The following is a 16,307-nucleotide window of genomic DNA, read 5'->3' on the forward strand; positions in this document are numbered from 1 at the left end:
AGCTGCCGCCTCACAGATTCAAAAATGAAATCTCCAACTGGTGTGCCTAATATTTCACCACTAATCCAAATATTCTAGCATCGGCAAAACGTTACCGCGCGTTTTTTTGGGAGACAGACTTCAATCCTCAGATTTTGGTCTTTCATTCTTTGGATCATAGGGCGTTCGCAGATAGGCTTTGGCCACATATTTCACCCCAGCCAGATCAATTTGAAACCTATGATTCTTAAGGAAATCAGCGGTGATTTTCTCCTCGGCCTCGATCAAACACAACGCAACCGATGCACCAAATGTATGCCCATAGGCAGCCGAGCGCACTTCGCCGATTTCTGCTCCATCACACGACACGGCCTCCCCACCCCAAAGCTGCGCCGCGCCATCCTCCAAAACGAGTTGAACAATGCGGGTGTTAAAATGCGCGGGGTCCGCTTTGGCCGCCAAAAGCGCCGCCTTTCCGATAAAATCATCGGGCTTTGCAAAATCAACAGCAAAACCAAGCCCCGCCTGAAGCGGCGTAATATCGGGCGTCAATTCACGCCCCCATGCGCGATATCCCTTCTCAATCCGAAGGCCGTCTAGCGCATAATACCCCGCGTCTCGCAGACCGAATTCAGCGCCAGCCCGCATCAAATTTTCATAAACGCCGACCGTAAACTCAACCGGAACAATCAACTCCCAACCAAGTTCGCCAACATAGGTCATCCGATTGGCAATCACTGTCGCATAGCCAAGGTCAATCTCTTGCGACGAGCCAAACGGAAAGGTCGCATTTGAGAAATTCGCCTTCGAAACCTTGCGCAAAACCGCGCGGGATTTTGGCCCCATTACGGCCAGAACCGACCACGCCGAGGTCACATCCGTAAGGAAAACATGCGCGTCCTTGCTGAAGTTTTTCCGAATCCAATCGGCGTCGTGCACGGGTTGTGCCGAGCCTGTAATCAACAAAAACTCCTGTTCATTCCGCCGCAAAACCGTGAGGTCGCTTTCAAAGCCGCCTCGTTCATTAAGCAGACCCGTATAAACCGTGGTCCCCACCGCAACATCAACATTCGCCGCGCAAATCCGGTTGAGTTGCGCACAGGCGTCCCGTCCCTGCACCAACAGTTTCGCAAACGAGCTTTGATCAAAGATCGAAACCCCGTCGCGCGTAGATTTATGTTCCGCCGCCACGTTTTCATGCCAATTTTGACGGCCAAAACTATATTCAGTTTCCCTTTTTTGGCCCTCATTCGCAAACCAATTGGCACGCTCCCAGCCCATTTTCGAACCAAAAACCGCTCCTTTGCCCGCAAGCCGATCAAACAACGCCGACCGTCGAAACGGGCGCGCGGTTTCCAACTCGCGATTGGGCCACGGCATGGCATAATGCAGCCCCAAGGTTTCCTTAACGCGATCATGCAACCACGTTGGGTTGTTGTTGAAATTTGCAAAACGGCGGATATCGACAGCAAATAAATCCGATGTCGCCGCGCCCTCAACTATCCATTCCGCCAGCGCACGCCCTGCCCCGCCTGCGCTGGCGATACCCATCGAATTAAAGCCTGCGCCGACAAAGAAGTTCTTCAATTCTGGCGCCTCACCCAACAAATAATTATTGTCCGGCGTAAAACTCTCAGGACCATTATAAAATTTACGCACGCCTGTGTGCTCCATTTGCGGCACACGGATCAGCGCGTTTTCCAGAAGAATTTCGAATTGCTCCCAGTCATCAGGCAACAGTTGAAAGTAAAACTTGTCGGGGATGCCGTCCATCGCCCAAGGTTTCGCCTGTGGCTCAAAGCCCCCCATGACCAATCCACCAGTTTCCTCTTTGAAGTAAATATACCCGTCTGGATCGCGCAAAACGGGCAGATCGGGGTTCACGCCCTCAATGCGCTCAGTAACAATATACATGTGTTCCGCCGAGTGAAGCGGCACATTCACACCACACATTTTCCCCAACGACCGTGCCCATTGCCCCGCACAATTCACCACGACCTGCGCCTCAATCGTTCCCTGATCAGTCACAACACCCGTCACCGCACCGTCTTTGGTTAAGACATCGGTAACCTGCACGCCTTCTATGATTTTAGCGCCCCGCATCCGCGCACCTTTGGCGAGGGATTGGGTCAAATCGGTCGGGTTCGCCTTGCCATCGCTTGGCATCCATAACCCTCCGAGAACATCGTCAACCTGCATAACGGGCCATTTTTCTTGGGCCTCACTTGGTGAAATAACCTCAACCTCAACACCCTGTGCGCGGGCTGCTGCGGCGGTGCGCAGCAACATCGTCATGCGGTCATCGGTGCGGGCAACGGTCACCGATCCGCACTGCTTCCAACCCGTTGCCAACCCCGTTTCCGCTTCAAGCTGGGCATAAAGTTCGGTTGAATATTTGATGAGGTTCGTCATCGCAGGTTGGCTGCGCAATTGCCCCACCAAGCCCGCCGCATGCCAGGTCGTGCCGCAACTCAACTGGCCCTGCTCAAGCAAAACAATGTCGGTGTGGCCCATTTTGGCCAAATGATAGGCCACCGAACATCCGACGATCCCGCCGCCTACGATCACATATTGCGCTCTTTCTGGAAGATTGATTTTGGCCATTTTGCGACTCCATGCACAGGTATCAGATTTTGAGTCTGACTAAATGTCATTTTGCAAAATTTGGCAAATGTTTTCTTTTGTTTGCATTAAGCCGTTTCGAAAACAATCCCCTGATCGCTCATAGCAGCGGTAATTTCTACTGGCGGCTCTGTATCGACAACGACAACTGTGCGCGCAGGCAAAGGCCGCATAACCACATGCCCAACGACATCAAACTTGCTGCTGTCGGCCAATATAAACGGTTGTTCGGCCTGCTGAAGCATCAAATGCCGCAGGTCAGCGGCGTCACGCGAAAAATCTGTAAACAAAGCACGCGCGACCAAACCGCCCGTGCTGATCAACGCAAATTCGGCGCGATACCGTGCCAGTTGCTCCATCGCATCAAGCCCAAACGTCGCGTTTTCTGCGACATCAAGACGCCCGCCTAAAACCGTAATTTCCCGTGAAACAGGCCCCAGAAGTTCGGCAATTCTAAGGTCGTTCGTATGCACAATCAAATCAGTGCGGAACTCCCGCAACAGACGTGCAACCGCGAAAGTCGTTGACCCATTATCAACAATGATCGATGCCCCATCGGGGATTTTCCCAAGAATATGTTTGGCGATTTTCGCCTTTCCGAGGGGGTTCGTCGCCACCCGCGTTGAAACTTCCGGCTCTCGCGTCAGGATTTGCGTCGCCCCACCGCGCACTTTGCTCAGTTTATTCTCGCCAGCCAGTTGTTCGATATCCTTGCGCACGGTTTCGCGCGTCACGCCCAGCTTTTCAGTGAGCATTCGAATTGAGACCGCTGGTTGCGTTTTAACTTCGCGCAAAATGATCGCGTGGCGTTCGGAGGGGAGCATTGACGACGGCCTTTTCGATTTCACATGCCAAGTTTTGCCAAATCTTGACAGGAACGTCCATGGGGAATCCACATCCAATACATCCGTGTCAGCTATCTTCCTCGTGTAAGTCCATTTCCTGAATGAGCCGCGTTTCAAGCAATTGGCCGTTTCGATACAGAACTGGATAGGCAATGGCCGCGATATGACTGTTCACATCCCGCAGCGCGCGCAATGTTTCCAAGTGGACGTCACTAGAACGAAAACTGTCGCCGCGCCCATTTTGAAGACGAGTTAAATGGTTTTTGCGGCTTTTGCGCTCCGAGCGTTTGATCTCGGATTTCTCCATCACCAAAAGTCTGGCACTCTCAAGATCATCAGACACCAAAACATTGCTGGCAAGCCTCAGATTGGCAACGACCGCTTCGTGCATCCGCAAAAGTTCCGCCCACCCTTCGGAGGAGAACTCGGCGTGAATTTCGTATTTTTCTTCAACAATCGTCGTCATTGTTTTGGCGATCACATCGCCTGCGGTTTCTAGGCGAATGGCGTAATCCATTAGTCCGCGCACAATTTTCTTGTCTTCCTTGGTGTAGTTTTCCTGCGGCATATGCGCGACAAATGAGCGAATTTCCGAGAGCGATTTATTGACTTGATAATCTTGGGTGCGAACCGCCCGAATCTTATCTCGATCGCCCGTTTCATAAAGATCTGGAACACTTTTGAACATACGTTCGACCAGCCCAACCATGTGCAACAATTCGCGTCTTAAGCTTGCAATCGCGAGTGTTGGCGTCTCGGCGGTCGAAGGATCAAGCGCGGAACCAACTTCCTGTTCACCGAGGTTGTTGTCCGCAGGCGCCGCACTTGGCATCAGCATTTGAAGCACGGGTTCCAAGACGCGGCAGAACGGAAGCACAACAATCAACAGGGAAAGGTTAAACCCGATATGCGCGTAAATCAGCGATTGGCTTGGGCTGGTAAACATCAGCATAGTCGGATCGGCGGCCAAATTCAGCCCGAGTAAAACCAGAATAGCCCAACTGCCTCGCACCAAGAGATTTGCGGCTGGAATGCTGCGCGCAACGGTCGGCATGCCGCGCGTCAACCAAATCGGAATGAAGGCGCTACCGAGGTTCGCACCCAACATGAGCGAAAGCGCGGCGTCAAATGGAATAGCGCCGATTTGCACAAGCGTAACGCACATCAAAATCGCCGCGACACTTGAATGCATCACAAACGCGAGGGCCGCCCCGACGATAAATGCCGTGACAAAATCGCGTGAAAGATAGTCCGCGATAGCAGGCAAAAACGCGCTATCCCGAATGGGAGTCACGGCTTCGCGCAAAAACTGAAGCGAGATCAAAATAAACGCGACGCCCATGAGGATACGCCCCAATTGGCGGCCGTTTTTGTGGTCGGTTTTAACAAACAACCACCCCCCAACAGCCAGGAGCATTGGGATAAGCCAGTCCATCTTGAAGGATAGAATCTGAATGATCAACGCAGACCCCAAATCGCCGCCGAGCACGATGGCAAGGCCCGTTGGGAACGCCAAAAATCCACTGGCTGCAAACCCAGCCGTCAACAGCGCGACAGCCGCCGAGCTTTGCAAAACAATCGCCAGTGCCACGCCCGTCGCGCTTGAGCCCATCAGGCTTTTGTTTTGGGTCAAGACCCGTTGAAACGACGCGCCAAAGCTGCGCTCAATACCGGTTCGCACCATGCGAACGGCAAACAAAAGCAGCATTGTTGCGCCAGAGAGGCTTATGAGGAAACTAATAATTGCCATTTAAGAAATACTCACGATCGCCAAAAGTTGGGCATGTAACTCGGGAGTTGCCGCGCAAATTACGGGCTGGCACGCGGATTTGTCGGTTAACGTGCGCCCCTGCCAATCGGTCATAATCCCGCCTGCCGCCTCGACAACAGCCAATACCGCTAAATAGTCGTAGGGCTGAAGATCATAATCCACAACCGCATCCACATGCCCCATTGCAACCAACGCGTGCGGATAGCAATCATAGGCAAATCGGCGCGTTTGTCCGCTCGCTACTAGCTTTGCGAAAACCTCCGGATGGGCCTGATAAATTTTATCAGCTTCGTTGATATATAATACCGCATGATCCAGCGACGTTTGGGTGGACGTCTGAATTTTCTGCCCATTCAAAGTCGCCGCACCGTTGCGTTTGCCAATGAGGGTTTCGCCCAAAGCGGGCATACCAATCACACCGATTTCGGGCACTCCGTGATGCATACGCGCCGCCAAAAATCCAAACAGCGGGTTCCCAGAAAGGAACGAACGCGTTCCGTCAATCGGGTCTACAACCCACATCCATTCGCGATCTTCGCCCTGGGTTCCGTGCTCTTCGCCCCAAATCCCATCGTCGGGAAAATGCTCACCTAGATACGCACGGACCTTGGATTCGACGCCTCGGTCGGCCTGCGTTACAGGGCTTTCATCCGCTTTAAACTCAACCTGCAAAGGGTTGCGAAAATAACCCCGCGCGGCTTCTGCAGCGATATCAGCCACGCCCTGTGCATGCTTCATTTCGAAATCTTGCGCGTCATTCATGATCGTTTTCCTTTTTGGACACACGCAAGGCGACGTCCCATTTTTCAAGGCTCGTGGCCAAAGGTTTTTCAGGTGCCTGATCGACAACCAATGTTTGAATTTCACTCGGATGAAAGCTGCGGTGCGGCGCAGTCTTGTCGAACTTATGATGCGTCATCGCCGCGACCGTAATGTCTGCACAGTCAATCACGACCGACGCCAAATCTGCCTCAGCGGGATCCAAATACAGAAAGCCTATTGTGGAGCTTAGGGCATCCGCACTCAAAAACGCGCGGTCAAAACTATAGCGCCGCGCCTGCGTTTCGGTGACATAGCCAAAGGCACCAAGCTCGTTCGATTGCATCTCTCCACCCAGTAAAAATACGCGATTGTCGTTATGCCCCACCAGCGTTTGCGACACCCGAATGGAGTTTGTAACGACTGTCAGATTATGATGCACCCGCAACTCCTCAGCTACAAACGCTGTTGTGCTTCCGACATCCAAAAACAGCGTCATACCGTCGGCGGCGAGCTGTGCTGCCTCTTGCGCAACCAGGCGTTTCTCGTCGGAATTCTGGGCAATGCGTTTGAAAAAGCTGGGGTCGCTCTGGGTTCCCACCAAATAGGCGCCCCCGTGAACACGGGCGATGGTACCGGATTTTGAAAGACCTTTGATCGTGCGACGCACGGTTTCCTCTGAGACATCCAACACGGTCGCCAGTTCCGAATTGCGGGCAAAGCCACCAATTCTTCGTATGGCATTGAGCAACTCAAGTTCGCGATGGGAATGGGAATGTTGTTTCTTCAATTTAGCGGCCTTGTTGTTTTGACAAAGCAATACACCTAAAACCCACAACAATCCATGAAAATTGTGGAGTTATGACCGTTTTGGGAAATCCTGCCCACACATATCGTCAGAAATACGTCTTCTGCACCCTATTTCAGCGCAGAAACAAGGTCGTCCCATTGGGGTTTCGTCACGGCCTCCTTACTCGCGAGCATCCAATAGCTTTCATGGTGGGCGAGCACATCGTCCGACACACGCACAAGATTTCCCGCCTTAAGATCGGCTTCGCACAAAGCTAGCGATGCCAGCAAAACACCGCCCCCTGCCCGCGCAATGGTCTGCGCCGGAGCATAGGTATCAAGGCGCAGAACGGGCAGCGGCGTGGTGGGGATTCCAAACTGATCCGCCCAGTCATTCCAACTTGGTCGCGGCCCCGAAACCGTGATCCGTGGCCAACTTGTCCACGGGTCCTCCCGCCGTGTGAATTCGGGCGCGACAACGGGCGTAATTTTCTCGGAATAGAGCCGGTGCGTATAGAAATGCGGCCAGTCACCCGAGCCATAGCGAATGCGGATAACCTCATCCTGCGGCACGCTATGCGCCCCTAGAACCATGGTTTGCAACGATATTTGTGCTGCCGTCTTTTCGGTGAGCCGTTGAAGGCGCGGCGCAAGCCACAGGTCAATAACGGACAGGCTCGCCGAAATCGTCACCCTCCCACGCCGCGCACCAAACAACGCTTCGGAACTGTCCTGTAAGCTGCTCAGCGCCGAACGCACGTGCGGCAACCACGCCTCACCTTCTACAGTCAGAGCAATTGCGCGAGGACGCCGCTCAAATAATTTAGCCCCAAGGAGCTTTTCCAAATGCCCGATACGCTGACTAATGGCCGATTGGGTCAGGCCTGTTTCCCCCGCCGCAGCCGTGAAACTTCCACAGCGCGCAGCAGCCTCAAAGGCACGTATCCATTCAAGCGGCGGCAACTTAAGTCTGCTGTTTTCCATTAATTATTCCGATGCTCAGAGTATATTTTTCTAATTTGAACTTATGTCAATTTTTTGAAATGCTGTCGTTGAAAATCTTTGCAACTGGAGCATTTCATATGACCAAAGTGAGCGTCGACCCGTTCGGCACGTTTCTAAAATTGGAAACCGCAACCGGCACCTACCGCTTTCACGCGATATGGTTGCGCGATAATGCCACCGATCCCGAAACTCGCGCGGTTGGGAATGGGCAAAAGCTAATTACCCTCAGCGATTTGCCTTCCGAAACCCGCATCACAGACGCGCGTTTGAGCGGCGGTGGCCTTCAGGTCGATTTCGACCCCGAGCAGAAAACGCTCACTTACGATCTGGAATGTCTGGAAACAAATGCCTATGACCGCGCCCAAATTGGCAAACGTGGCTGGACCAACGCAGGCATCGAAGTTTGGAACAATGCCCTAAAATCCGATGTGCCCACTGGTGATTTTTCGGAACTGTCCAGCAACAAGGACGCGCTCCGCATTTGGTTGGGATTGGTCACAAAACTTGGTTTTGGGAAAATAACCAACGGGCCGATTGAACATGGTGCACTGTACAAAATCGTCGATTTGTTTGGCTATGTGCGTGAAACAAATTACGGCAAGCATTTCGAGGTGCGCACAGAAGTAAACCCAACCAATCTCGCCTTCACGGGGCTTGGCCTTCAGGCGCATACCGACAATCCCTACCGCGATCCAGTGCCCACGGTTCAGGTGCTCTATTGTCTCGAAAGTTCCGCCGCAGGGGGCGAGAACATGGTTGTTGACGGGTTTGCCGCCGCGCAACGATTGCGCGACGAAAACGAGGCGTATTTTGATGTGTTGGCCGATCATTGTGCCCGATTTGAATACGCGGGCGAGGAAGGCGTTTGCCTCACCTCCCGCCGCCCAATGATCGAACTTGCCCCCGATGGGGAATTGATTGGCGTGCGCTTCAACAACCGCTCACTCGCGGCCATTACCGATGTTCCGTTCGATAAAATGGCGCTCTATTACGCGGCCTATCGCCGGTTCGCCGAAATCATTGACGACCCCGCGATGGAGGTCACTTTCCGCCTCGCCCCCGGCGAGAGTTTTGTCGTCGATAACACCCGCGTTTTACATGCCCGCAAGGGGTATTCGGGCGAAGGTACCCGCTGGCTTCAGGGGTGCTATGCCGATAAAGACGGGCTGCGTTCAACCTATAACGCATTGCTTCGATCCCCTATTTTGGAGGCCGCCGAATGAAACCTGAAATCGAGACCCTAAATGCGGGAAATATCGTGGATTTCCTTGGCTCCATTTTTGATCGTCGCGGCGGGGAGGAATATCTGGGTGAGCCTGTGACAATGGGCGAACACATGCTTCAAGGGGCCACGATTGCCGAGCAAAACGGGCAATCGGAAGAAATCATCGTGGCTGCGCTCCTGCATGACATCGGCCATTTCACCAGCGAATTTGGCACCTACAGTCCAGACGACACCGAAGACCGTCACCACGAAGACGCCGGTGCCGAGGTGCTTGAGCGGTTTTTTCAGACCGTTATCACCGATTGTTGCCGCTACCATGTGGCTGCAAAACGCTATCTCTGCGCGACAAAACCTGAATATTTCTCGCGTCTCAGTGCCGCTTCAGTACACACACTGCATTTGCAGGGCGGACCGATGAGCGTTGAGGAAGTCGCTGAGTTCGAAAGAAATCCAAATTTGAAAGATATTATCGCCGTTCGCTATCTTGACGACGCGGGTAAACGGGAAGATATGAAAACGCCCGACTTTTGGCATTTTGCGCCGATGGTTCAACGCCTTGTTGACCAAAAAACATAATTCCGTTTGGAGCAGCAGGCACTTAGGGCGCTCTCATTTCCACTAAGGCCTGCGCAATTCCTGCTTCCATAAATCGCATATCAGAGCCGACAGTCACGAGTTGAAACCCCATGGCAACCATTCGTTTTGCATAGGCTGGCGTGCCACAATGAATCCCCGCGGGCACACCAAACTTCGTGGCCTGAGCTAAAATGTGGCTCAAAAGGGCAAGCATTTCAGGCTCTTCGCGATCAAATCCGGGTGGAAACCCATGCACCAACGACAAGTCTGCGGGTCCGATGTAAACCGCTCCAAGCCCCTCCACCTGCAAGATGGCGTCGAGGTCGTCGAGCGCAGATTTGGTTTCGATCATCGCTATCGGCAGTATATTTTGGTTGGCGTCACGCGCATAGCTGTTGCCATAGGCCAACCGCGCCCTGATAGGGCCAAAGCTACGCGCCCCGTCAGGTGCATACAAGCACGCCTCGACCAACGCCCGCGCGTCATCGGCATTCTCAATCATCGGCGCAATAATTCCAACCGCCCCCGCATCAAGCGCCCGCATGATATCTTCCGGTCGGTTCCACGGAACCCGCACCAATGCGGGCGTGTCCGTTTGCCCTAAGACTGGTAAAATCGATAATAAATCACGATAATCCGCCGTTCCGTGTTGCATATCAATAGTGATACAGTCCCAGCCAGCCCGCGCCATAATTTCGGCGGAAAGGATGCCAGGAGCCGAGATCCAGCCGTTCACCACGGCCTTCCCATCTGCCCATTTCTGTTTTAGAGGATTTACAAAGGGCATCGGTTCACCACGTAAAATGCGTCATTTTGGTGTTGAGGTAATCATAGATTGCTTGCTGCCCGCCCTCGCGTCCACTGCCTGAATGGTCAACGCCGCCAAAAGGTGCTTCGGCATGGGCCACAAGGAAATTATTGATGCCAACCATGCCCGCGTGCAGCCCTTTGGAAAGGGTTTCCGCCGCCTTGTGACTTCCGGTAAACGCATAGGCTGCCAGCCCGTAAGGCGTTGAATTTGCGCGTTCAATCACCTCGTCTAGATCGGTAAATGTGGCAATGGGTGCCACGGGGCCAAAGGGTTCGTCCCACATTATTCGGGCGTCATCAGGCACATCGGAAAACACCGTTGGTTCAATATAATAGCCCTTATTTAAATGGGCTGGACGCCCCCCTCCCGTCCGCAACTTGGCTCCACTTTTGATCGTATCCGCAATCAATGCCTCGATACGGTCCCGCTGGGAGGCGAGCGAAATCGGCCCCATCGTACTTGCGGCATCCTGGCTATCGCCCACGACCAGCTCTTGTGCCGATGCCACCATCTTTTCGATGAACCTCTCGGCCTTGGAAGCATGCACGTAAAAACGATTTGGCGAAATACAAACTTGTCCGGCATTTCGGAACTTGAACGTGGCACAAAGCTCTGCTGCCACATCAATATCCGCGTCTTCGCAGACAATAACGGGCGCGTGGCCGCCCAATTCCATCGAGGTGCGCTTGACGGTTTTTGCCGCTTCCGCCATCAGCATCTGGCCCACGCGGGTCGATCCCGTTAGCGATATTTTACGCACATCGTTTGAGGCCATCAGCGCTGGCGAAATATTCTCGGCGCGCCCCTGTAGAAGCTGCACAACGCCTGCGGGCGCGCCACCTTCGACACAACATTCCGCAATTATAGTGGAGGTCATCGGCGTTTGCTCGGACGGTCGGCAAATAATCGGACAGCCCGCCGCCAAAGCCGGGGCAATTTTACGCGCGACCAAATTGATCGGGAAATTCCACGCCGTAAATGCCGCGACGATGCCAACCGGCTCGCTTTCGATCACCAATCGCCCGCCTTGGCGCGACGGGATGGTTTCACCAAACAGACGCTCTGCTTCGCCTGCGAACCACTCAAACTGTTCAATCGCGGCGTTTGCTTCGCCCTCAGCTTGCGACAGCGGACGCCCGATCTCCAACGAGAGCGCCTTAGACAAATCATCCTTACGACGCGTCATCGCGGCGGCAATGCCCCGCAGCACTGACGCGCGTTGCCAACCATGAACCGCCGACCATGTTTTCAATGCCGCACGGGCGTGGCTCAGGGCTTCCTCAACGTGACTCGCATCACAGGACGGTACTTGCCACAAAACCTCTTCGGTGCAGGGGTTGATGACATCAATCGGAGCCAGATCGGTTGTGGTCCGAAACGTGCCTCCGATCAGAATTTTAGGGATGAAATCACTCATTTTTATCGTCCTAACTTGCGTATTAATGGATTATAGAATTTCAGGCTCGGGCGGATTTGCCCCAAAACTGGCTTCGAGATAGTCAAAGTCACAGCCCTCATTGGCCTGTGTGATATGGCGGGCAAACATCCAGCCATATCCGCGTTCAAACTTGGGTTTAGGGGGCTGCCACAAGGCGCGGCGATGCTCCAACTCGGAGTCGGAAACTTCCATGTAAATGCGGCGTGCATCTACATCCAGATCAATCATATCGCCCGTTTGAACCAATGCCAGCGGCCCGCCCAAATGCGCTTCTGGCGCGACGTGCAGGATGCAAGCGCCATAACTCGTTCCACTCATCCGCGCGTCCGATATGCGGATCATGTCGCGCACCCCCGCCTTCAAAAGCTTTTGCGGAATCGGCAACATCCCCCATTCGGGCATCCCCGGCCCTCCTTGCGGTCCTGCGCCACGCATAATGAGCACGGTGTTCTCAGTGACATCCAAACCGGGCGCGTCAATTTCGGCCTTCATTTGGGCATAGCTGTCAAAAACAAGGGCCGGACCACGGTGTTTTAGAAACTTTGGTGCACAGGCCGAGGGTTTAATCACACAGCCATCGGGCGCAAGATTGCCATGTAGAACAGCAAGCGCCCCCTCTTTGTAAACGGGGTTGTCGAGCGGGCGGATGACGTCATCGTTCCAGACCTCGGCATTCGAGATCTCCGCGCCGATTGTGCGCCCTGTTACCGACTTGGCATCCAGATCAAGCATGCCCTGCATCCGTGCCATCAATGCGGGAAGTCCACCCGCAAAGAAGAAATCCTGCATCAGGTATTTTTCACCAGAGGGGCGAATATTGGCCAAAACCGGAATGGTGCGACTGACGGCTTCAAAATCCGCCAGCGAAATATCAAACCCTGCCCGCCGCCCCTCGGCAATCAAATGGATGATCGCATTTGTCGAACACCCAAGCGCCATGGCAACCTTGATTGCATTCTCGAACGACGTGCGGCTCAACACATTCGATGGCTTGAGATCTTCGCGCACCATCTCGACGATCCGGCGTCCAGATTCCGCAGACATGCGAATATGGTTGGCATCAGGCGCGGGAATGGACGACGCCCCCGGCAGGGTCATGCCCAAGGCCTCGGTCGTCGCGGTCATCGTGCTGGCCGTGCCCATTGTCATGCAATGGCCATAGCTGCGGGCGATGCCGCCCTCGACGGCCTGCCATTCCTTGTCGTCAATTTCACCCGCGCGTTTTTTGTCCCAATACCGCCATGTATCGGAGCCAGACCCCAAGACCTCGCCCCTCAAATTGCCACTCAACATTGGTCCCGCTGGCACAAAAATGGCGGGAAGGTTCATGCTGATCGCGCCCATCAACAGACCCGGAGTTGTCTTGTCACATCCCCCCATCAACACGGCCCCGTCCACAGGATGCGACCGCAATAGTTCCTCAACCTCCATCGCCAGCATATTGCGATACAGCATCGTTGTGGGCTTCACGAAATTCTCGGAAAGGGACATGGCGGGTAGTTCAATCGGGAACCCGCCCGCCTGAAATATCCCGCGCTTAATATCCTCAACGCGGTGCTTGAAATGAGCGTGACAGGGATTGATATCCGACCACGTGTTCAGGATCGCGATGACCGGTTTTCCCTGCCAATCCTCGGCCCCATACCCCATCTGCATGATCCGCGACCGATGGCCAAAACCCCGAAGATCATCGGCATCAAACCAGCGTGCACTGCGTAAATTATGTTTCATTGGCTCGCCGTCACCCCTCCGTCCACGTAAATTGTCTGCCCCGTGATATAACTCCCCGCCGGTGCCGCGAGAGCAATGACTTGGCCCACCACTTCGACAGGACTGCCGATGCGGCCCAATGGGTTACGCTCAAGGATAAAGTCCCTGAATTCTGCGCGCTCAAGGTGCGGACGGATACGATCAGATTGGATAAACGTCGGGGCGATACCGTTGACCGTAATCCCGTAGGGTGCCAATTCCATCGCATGCTGTTTGACCAACATCACCAAGGCACCTTTGGTCGCGCAATAGGCCGAATACCCGCGATTTCGCAGCGCCAATTGCGAGCGCACCGATGCAAGATGAATTTGCCGCCCGCCTTTTCCCGCAGCAATCTGATGACGCGCGACCGATTGCGACAAGAACATCGCAGACCTCAGGTTTGTCTCGTACATCTCGTCAAATATTTCCGCCGACACATCGGCAAACTTTTGCTCTTTGTTGATGCCGACACAGTTGACCAGAACATCAATGCCGCCCAGCGTTTCGGCCACTTCATCGGTTACTGTCGCGATTTGGGCGGTGTCGCGGGCGTTCATGCCAAACCCCTCAGCCAGTCCACCACTGTCGCGAATTCTCTGCGCCAGCGCACTCGCCTTGGTCGCGTTGGGGCCAGCAATCGCGACATGTGCGCCGTGGCGGGCAAACCCCCAACTGATCGCCTCCCCGATAGCGCCATAGCCACCCGGCAAAAACACCCGCAACCCCTGCACATTGAACAAGCCGTCCAGCGCAGGAATATCAATTTCCGGAGTTAGTGTTGGACTAGGTTCCATCATTCAATCTCCACGCCAGCGGCATCATAGACGCTTTCCATTAAACGCAAGGTCTGTAGGTTATCCAAGCGATCTGTCTCAAAGGGCGTGCCATCTCGCACTCCCTCAACAAAGGCACGTGTTGCTGTATCAAAACCTTCCTGATAGCGCCCCAGAAGATCTACCTCGACAGCATTTCCCTCATCGCCAACGATAAATACGCGGTTGTAATCCATCATAATTGTGCCTGTGCTACCGATCACCTCAAGGCGATCCCCATGCAGAGGCGCATAGCCGGGCGCACAGATGCACCCATCGGCGGTCACAATCAGACCGTCGTTGCCTTCCATCAAAATCGAGGCCGTGTCTTCTCCGGGCAATCCCGACGCCAGTCTGTTTAACCGCGCCGCCACAACCGTTAAGGGGCCAGCGATGGCACGACACACATCGAGGTGGTGTATCATCGTTTCAAAAACGAGGTTGCGTTTAAAGCCTTTTAAATAGGGCTGGCGTTCCACCAAAAATGGCTCCTGCCCCTCCCTTGGACAAAGGCCCGATCCACGGCACGACATGGCAATATGGCGTACGTCTCCAATGCGGCCCTCGTTGATCCACTGGCGCACAGTCACGTAATGCGGACGAAAGCGGTAGTTTTCGTGGATGCAAAAACGGATTTTCTCGCCGACATATGAGACAAGGGCTTCGGCCTCGGCGACGGTTTCGACCATTGGTTTTTGCAAGATCACATGTACGCCATGATCCGCCGCCAAGCGTGTGACGCTGTCATGCGCCGTCACCGATGCGGCTATATCAACGAGGGAGAAGCCGCCATCGGCAAACATCTGTTCGGCGTCATCATATACGTGTGAAATTCCAAATTCACGCGCACGGTTTAGGGCGGATTCCCGATCAATGTCGCAAATCGCCACAACGGGAACCCCCGCAGCCTGCCATGCACGCAAATGATAAACGCTAATCATTCCGGCGCCGACGAGGGCGGCTTTATGTTCAACTTCCGACATCAAGCTTGCTTCCAACGGCCATAGCCGTAATACCAAATACTGCCATTTATGGAGGTCGTTTTGAGCGAATGTACGGCTCCGCGCGGAATACGGACGAGGTCCCCGGCGACGCATTGCGCAACCTCATCCCCAACGCCAATCGTGAGCGTTCCCTGTGCGACCAGCACATATTCGTCGGTATCATGAACGAAATCATTCCATTCCTGCCCTGCAACATCTTGGAAAATACCAAAGGTGAAACCCTCAGCCTGCCAGCGAGTTTTAACGTCGCCACTCTCAACGGGCAGCGCAAACGCGGCTTTTTCAAATGTCGCACTCATGCCGCACGCTCGTTCAATAACTGGCCAAGATAGGCGCGCGCAGGTTCGTATTTCAGCACCTCTTCGTAACTTGAATGTTGCGTCACAACCCCCTTCTGTACAAAGATAAATTCCTCGCAAATCTCTTGTAAAATCTCGAGGTGAAACCGCTCGTTTGGGTGCACACACAACAACACAAGCCGTCCCTCGGATCGTAGTTTTCGAAAGAAATCCAGCATGAAACCGATATAGCCATCTTGGGTGTTGAACTGCGGCTCATCAAACAGATGAACCATGGGATAATCGGACTCTGCGCGTTTCATCAGGGCGTTTGGTTTTAACGAGCGAAAACTGCGCACCTGATAGGATTGGTGGTAATGGATCGCGAGGCGGTCGCGCTCGTCCGCTCGGATTTGGTGGATGTTTTTCCCGTGAACATTCACGTGCCCACTCGTTGGGGCATTTGACCCTGTCACCAGTTCAAACAGCGTCGTTTTTCCAGAGCCATTTGGCCCCATCATGCCCACGATCGACGGTTTCTCAATTGTGAAATCCGCGCTCAGCTGGAAGCTAGGCGTGCGATTTAACCGTCCTTTATAATAGGTTTTTTGAAGACCTTTGACCTCAAGCATCGCAACCAT

The 16,307-nt window shown here is 53.9% G+C and carries 15 protein-coding genes; 2 read left to right on the forward strand and 13 right to left on the reverse strand.

Annotated elements, in window-relative coordinates; genetic code table 11:
* Positions 1-120: 120 nt before the first annotated feature.
* From AB9F29_RS07340 to AB9F29_RS07365, 6 genes are all read right to left on the reverse strand, one after another.
* Positions 121-2,583 carry an FAD-dependent oxidoreductase gene (locus AB9F29_RS07340; RefSeq protein WP_369755140.1) on the reverse strand — a complete coding sequence of 821 codons (2,463 nt, stop codon included), beginning with the start codon at positions 2,581-2,583 and terminating at the stop codon, positions 121-123.
* 86 nt (positions 2,584-2,669) lie between these two features.
* A complete protein-coding gene (locus AB9F29_RS07345; protein ID WP_335583536.1) occupies positions 2,670-3,425 on the reverse strand; it encodes a DeoR/GlpR family DNA-binding transcription regulator in 756 nt (251 codons plus the stop codon).
* Positions 3,426-3,513: 88 nt separating this feature from the next.
* Positions 3,514-5,196 carry a Na/Pi cotransporter family protein gene (locus AB9F29_RS07350; RefSeq protein ID WP_369755141.1) on the reverse strand — a complete coding sequence of 561 codons (1,683 nt, stop codon included), beginning with the start codon at positions 5,194-5,196 and terminating at the stop codon, positions 3,514-3,516.
* Entirely contained in the window at positions 5,197-5,979 is a 783-nt protein-coding gene (locus AB9F29_RS07355; RefSeq protein WP_369755142.1) for an inositol monophosphatase family protein, read from the reverse strand.
* Entirely contained in the window at positions 5,972-6,766 is a 795-nt protein-coding gene (locus AB9F29_RS07360; RefSeq protein ID WP_369755143.1) for a DeoR/GlpR family DNA-binding transcription regulator, read from the reverse strand. Before AB9F29_RS07360 ends, AB9F29_RS07355 begins: the two co-directional genes overlap by 8 nt.
* 128 nt (positions 6,767-6,894) lie before the next feature.
* The gene (locus AB9F29_RS07365) at positions 6,895-7,749 is read right to left on the reverse strand and encodes a LysR family transcriptional regulator (RefSeq protein WP_369755144.1); all 855 of its coding nucleotides are present in this window, start codon (positions 7,747-7,749) and stop codon (positions 6,895-6,897) included.
* 98 nt (positions 7,750-7,847) lie between these two features.
* On the opposite strand from AB9F29_RS07365, the gene AB9F29_RS07370 reads away from it, so the two are divergent.
* Together AB9F29_RS07370 and AB9F29_RS07375 are read left to right on the forward strand one after the other, a co-directional pair.
* Positions 7,848-8,993 (forward strand): TauD/TfdA family dioxygenase, encoded by a 1,146-nt coding sequence (locus AB9F29_RS07370; RefSeq protein WP_369755145.1) that lies wholly within the window; start codon positions 7,848-7,850, stop codon positions 8,991-8,993.
* Positions 8,990-9,571, forward strand: coding sequence for an HD domain-containing protein (locus AB9F29_RS07375; protein ID WP_369755146.1), 582 nt, complete (start codon positions 8,990-8,992; stop codon positions 9,569-9,571). Before AB9F29_RS07370 ends, AB9F29_RS07375 begins: the two co-directional genes overlap by 4 nt.
* Positions 9,572-9,593: 22 nt before the next feature.
* Here AB9F29_RS07375 and AB9F29_RS07380 read toward each other — a convergent pair whose 3' ends face one another.
* The 7 genes from AB9F29_RS07380 to AB9F29_RS07410 are packed head-to-tail and all read right to left on the reverse strand — an operon-like array spanning position 9,594 to position 16,307.
* On the reverse strand, positions 9,594-10,358 hold the full coding sequence (locus tag AB9F29_RS07380; protein ID WP_369755147.1) for an HpcH/HpaI aldolase/citrate lyase family protein: 765 nt from the start codon (positions 10,356-10,358) through the stop codon (positions 9,594-9,596).
* Positions 10,359-10,362: 4 nt separating this feature from the next.
* On the reverse strand, positions 10,363-11,799 hold the full coding sequence (locus AB9F29_RS07385; protein WP_369755148.1) for an NAD-dependent succinate-semialdehyde dehydrogenase: 1,437 nt from the start codon (positions 11,797-11,799) through the stop codon (positions 10,363-10,365).
* 30 nt (positions 11,800-11,829) lie between these two features.
* Positions 11,830-13,551, reverse strand: a complete 1,722-nt coding sequence (gene araD / locus AB9F29_RS07390) for an L-arabinonate dehydratase (protein WP_369755149.1) — start codon at positions 13,549-13,551, stop codon at positions 11,830-11,832.
* Positions 13,548-14,369 (reverse strand): SDR family NAD(P)-dependent oxidoreductase, encoded by an 822-nt coding sequence (locus AB9F29_RS07395; protein ID WP_369755150.1) that lies wholly within the window; start codon positions 14,367-14,369, stop codon positions 13,548-13,550. Before AB9F29_RS07395 ends, araD begins: the two co-directional genes overlap by 4 nt.
* On the reverse strand, positions 14,366-15,367 hold the full coding sequence (locus tag AB9F29_RS07400; RefSeq protein WP_369755151.1) for a Gfo/Idh/MocA family protein: 1,002 nt from the start codon (positions 15,365-15,367) through the stop codon (positions 14,366-14,368). Before AB9F29_RS07400 ends, AB9F29_RS07395 begins: the two co-directional genes overlap by 4 nt.
* Positions 15,367-15,687 (reverse strand): cupin domain-containing protein, encoded by a 321-nt coding sequence (locus AB9F29_RS07405; protein WP_369755152.1) that lies wholly within the window; start codon positions 15,685-15,687, stop codon positions 15,367-15,369. The genes AB9F29_RS07400 and AB9F29_RS07405 overlap by 1 nt, the downstream gene beginning before the upstream one ends.
* Positions 15,684-16,307: an ATP-binding cassette domain-containing protein gene (locus tag AB9F29_RS07410; RefSeq protein ID WP_369755153.1), complete on the reverse strand. Its 624-nt coding sequence runs from the start codon at positions 16,305-16,307 to the stop codon at positions 15,684-15,686. The genes AB9F29_RS07405 and AB9F29_RS07410 overlap by 4 nt, the downstream gene beginning before the upstream one ends.

Source organism: Falsihalocynthiibacter sp. S25ZX9 (genome assembly GCF_041205405.1).
GTDB classification, from domain to species: domain Bacteria; phylum Pseudomonadota; class Alphaproteobacteria; order Rhodobacterales; family Rhodobacteraceae; genus Falsihalocynthiibacter; species Falsihalocynthiibacter arcticus.

Coding starts and splice junctions, on each gene's coding strand:
- AB9F29_RS07340 (WP_369755140.1), bottom strand. CDS start 2,583: ATGGCCAAAATCAATCTTCCAGAAAGAGCGCAATATGTGATCGTAGGC.
- AB9F29_RS07345 (WP_335583536.1), bottom strand. CDS start 3,425: ATGCTCCCCTCCGAACGCCACGCGATCATTTTGCGCGAAGTTAAAACG.
- AB9F29_RS07350 (WP_369755141.1), bottom strand. CDS start 5,196: ATGGCAATTATTAGTTTCCTCATAAGCCTCTCTGGCGCAACAATGCTG.
- AB9F29_RS07355 (WP_369755142.1), bottom strand. CDS start 5,979: ATGAATGACGCGCAAGATTTCGAAATGAAGCATGCACAGGGCGTGGCT.
- AB9F29_RS07365 (WP_369755144.1), bottom strand. CDS start 7,749: ATGGAAAACAGCAGACTTAAGTTGCCGCCGCTTGAATGGATACGTGCC.
- AB9F29_RS07370 (WP_369755145.1), top strand. CDS start 7,848: ATGACCAAAGTGAGCGTCGACCCGTTCGGCACGTTTCTAAAATTGGAA.
- AB9F29_RS07375 (WP_369755146.1), top strand. CDS start 8,990: ATGAAACCTGAAATCGAGACCCTAAATGCGGGAAATATCGTGGATTTC.
- AB9F29_RS07380 (WP_369755147.1), bottom strand. CDS start 10,358: ATGCCCTTTGTAAATCCTCTAAAACAGAAATGGGCAGATGGGAAGGCC.
- AB9F29_RS07385 (WP_369755148.1), bottom strand. CDS start 11,799: ATGAGTGATTTCATCCCTAAAATTCTGATCGGAGGCACGTTTCGGACC.
- araD (WP_369755149.1), bottom strand. CDS start 13,551: ATGAAACATAATTTACGCAGTGCACGCTGGTTTGATGCCGATGATCTT.
- AB9F29_RS07395 (WP_369755150.1), bottom strand. CDS start 14,369: ATGATGGAACCTAGTCCAACACTAACTCCGGAAATTGATATTCCTGCG.
- AB9F29_RS07400 (WP_369755151.1), bottom strand. CDS start 15,367: ATGTCGGAAGTTGAACATAAAGCCGCCCTCGTCGGCGCCGGAATGATT.
- AB9F29_RS07405 (WP_369755152.1), bottom strand. CDS start 15,687: ATGAGTGCGACATTTGAAAAAGCCGCGTTTGCGCTGCCCGTTGAGAGT.
- AB9F29_RS07410 (WP_369755153.1), bottom strand. CDS start 16,307: ATGGTTGCGATGCTTGAGGTCAAAGGTCTTCAAAAAACCTATTATAAA.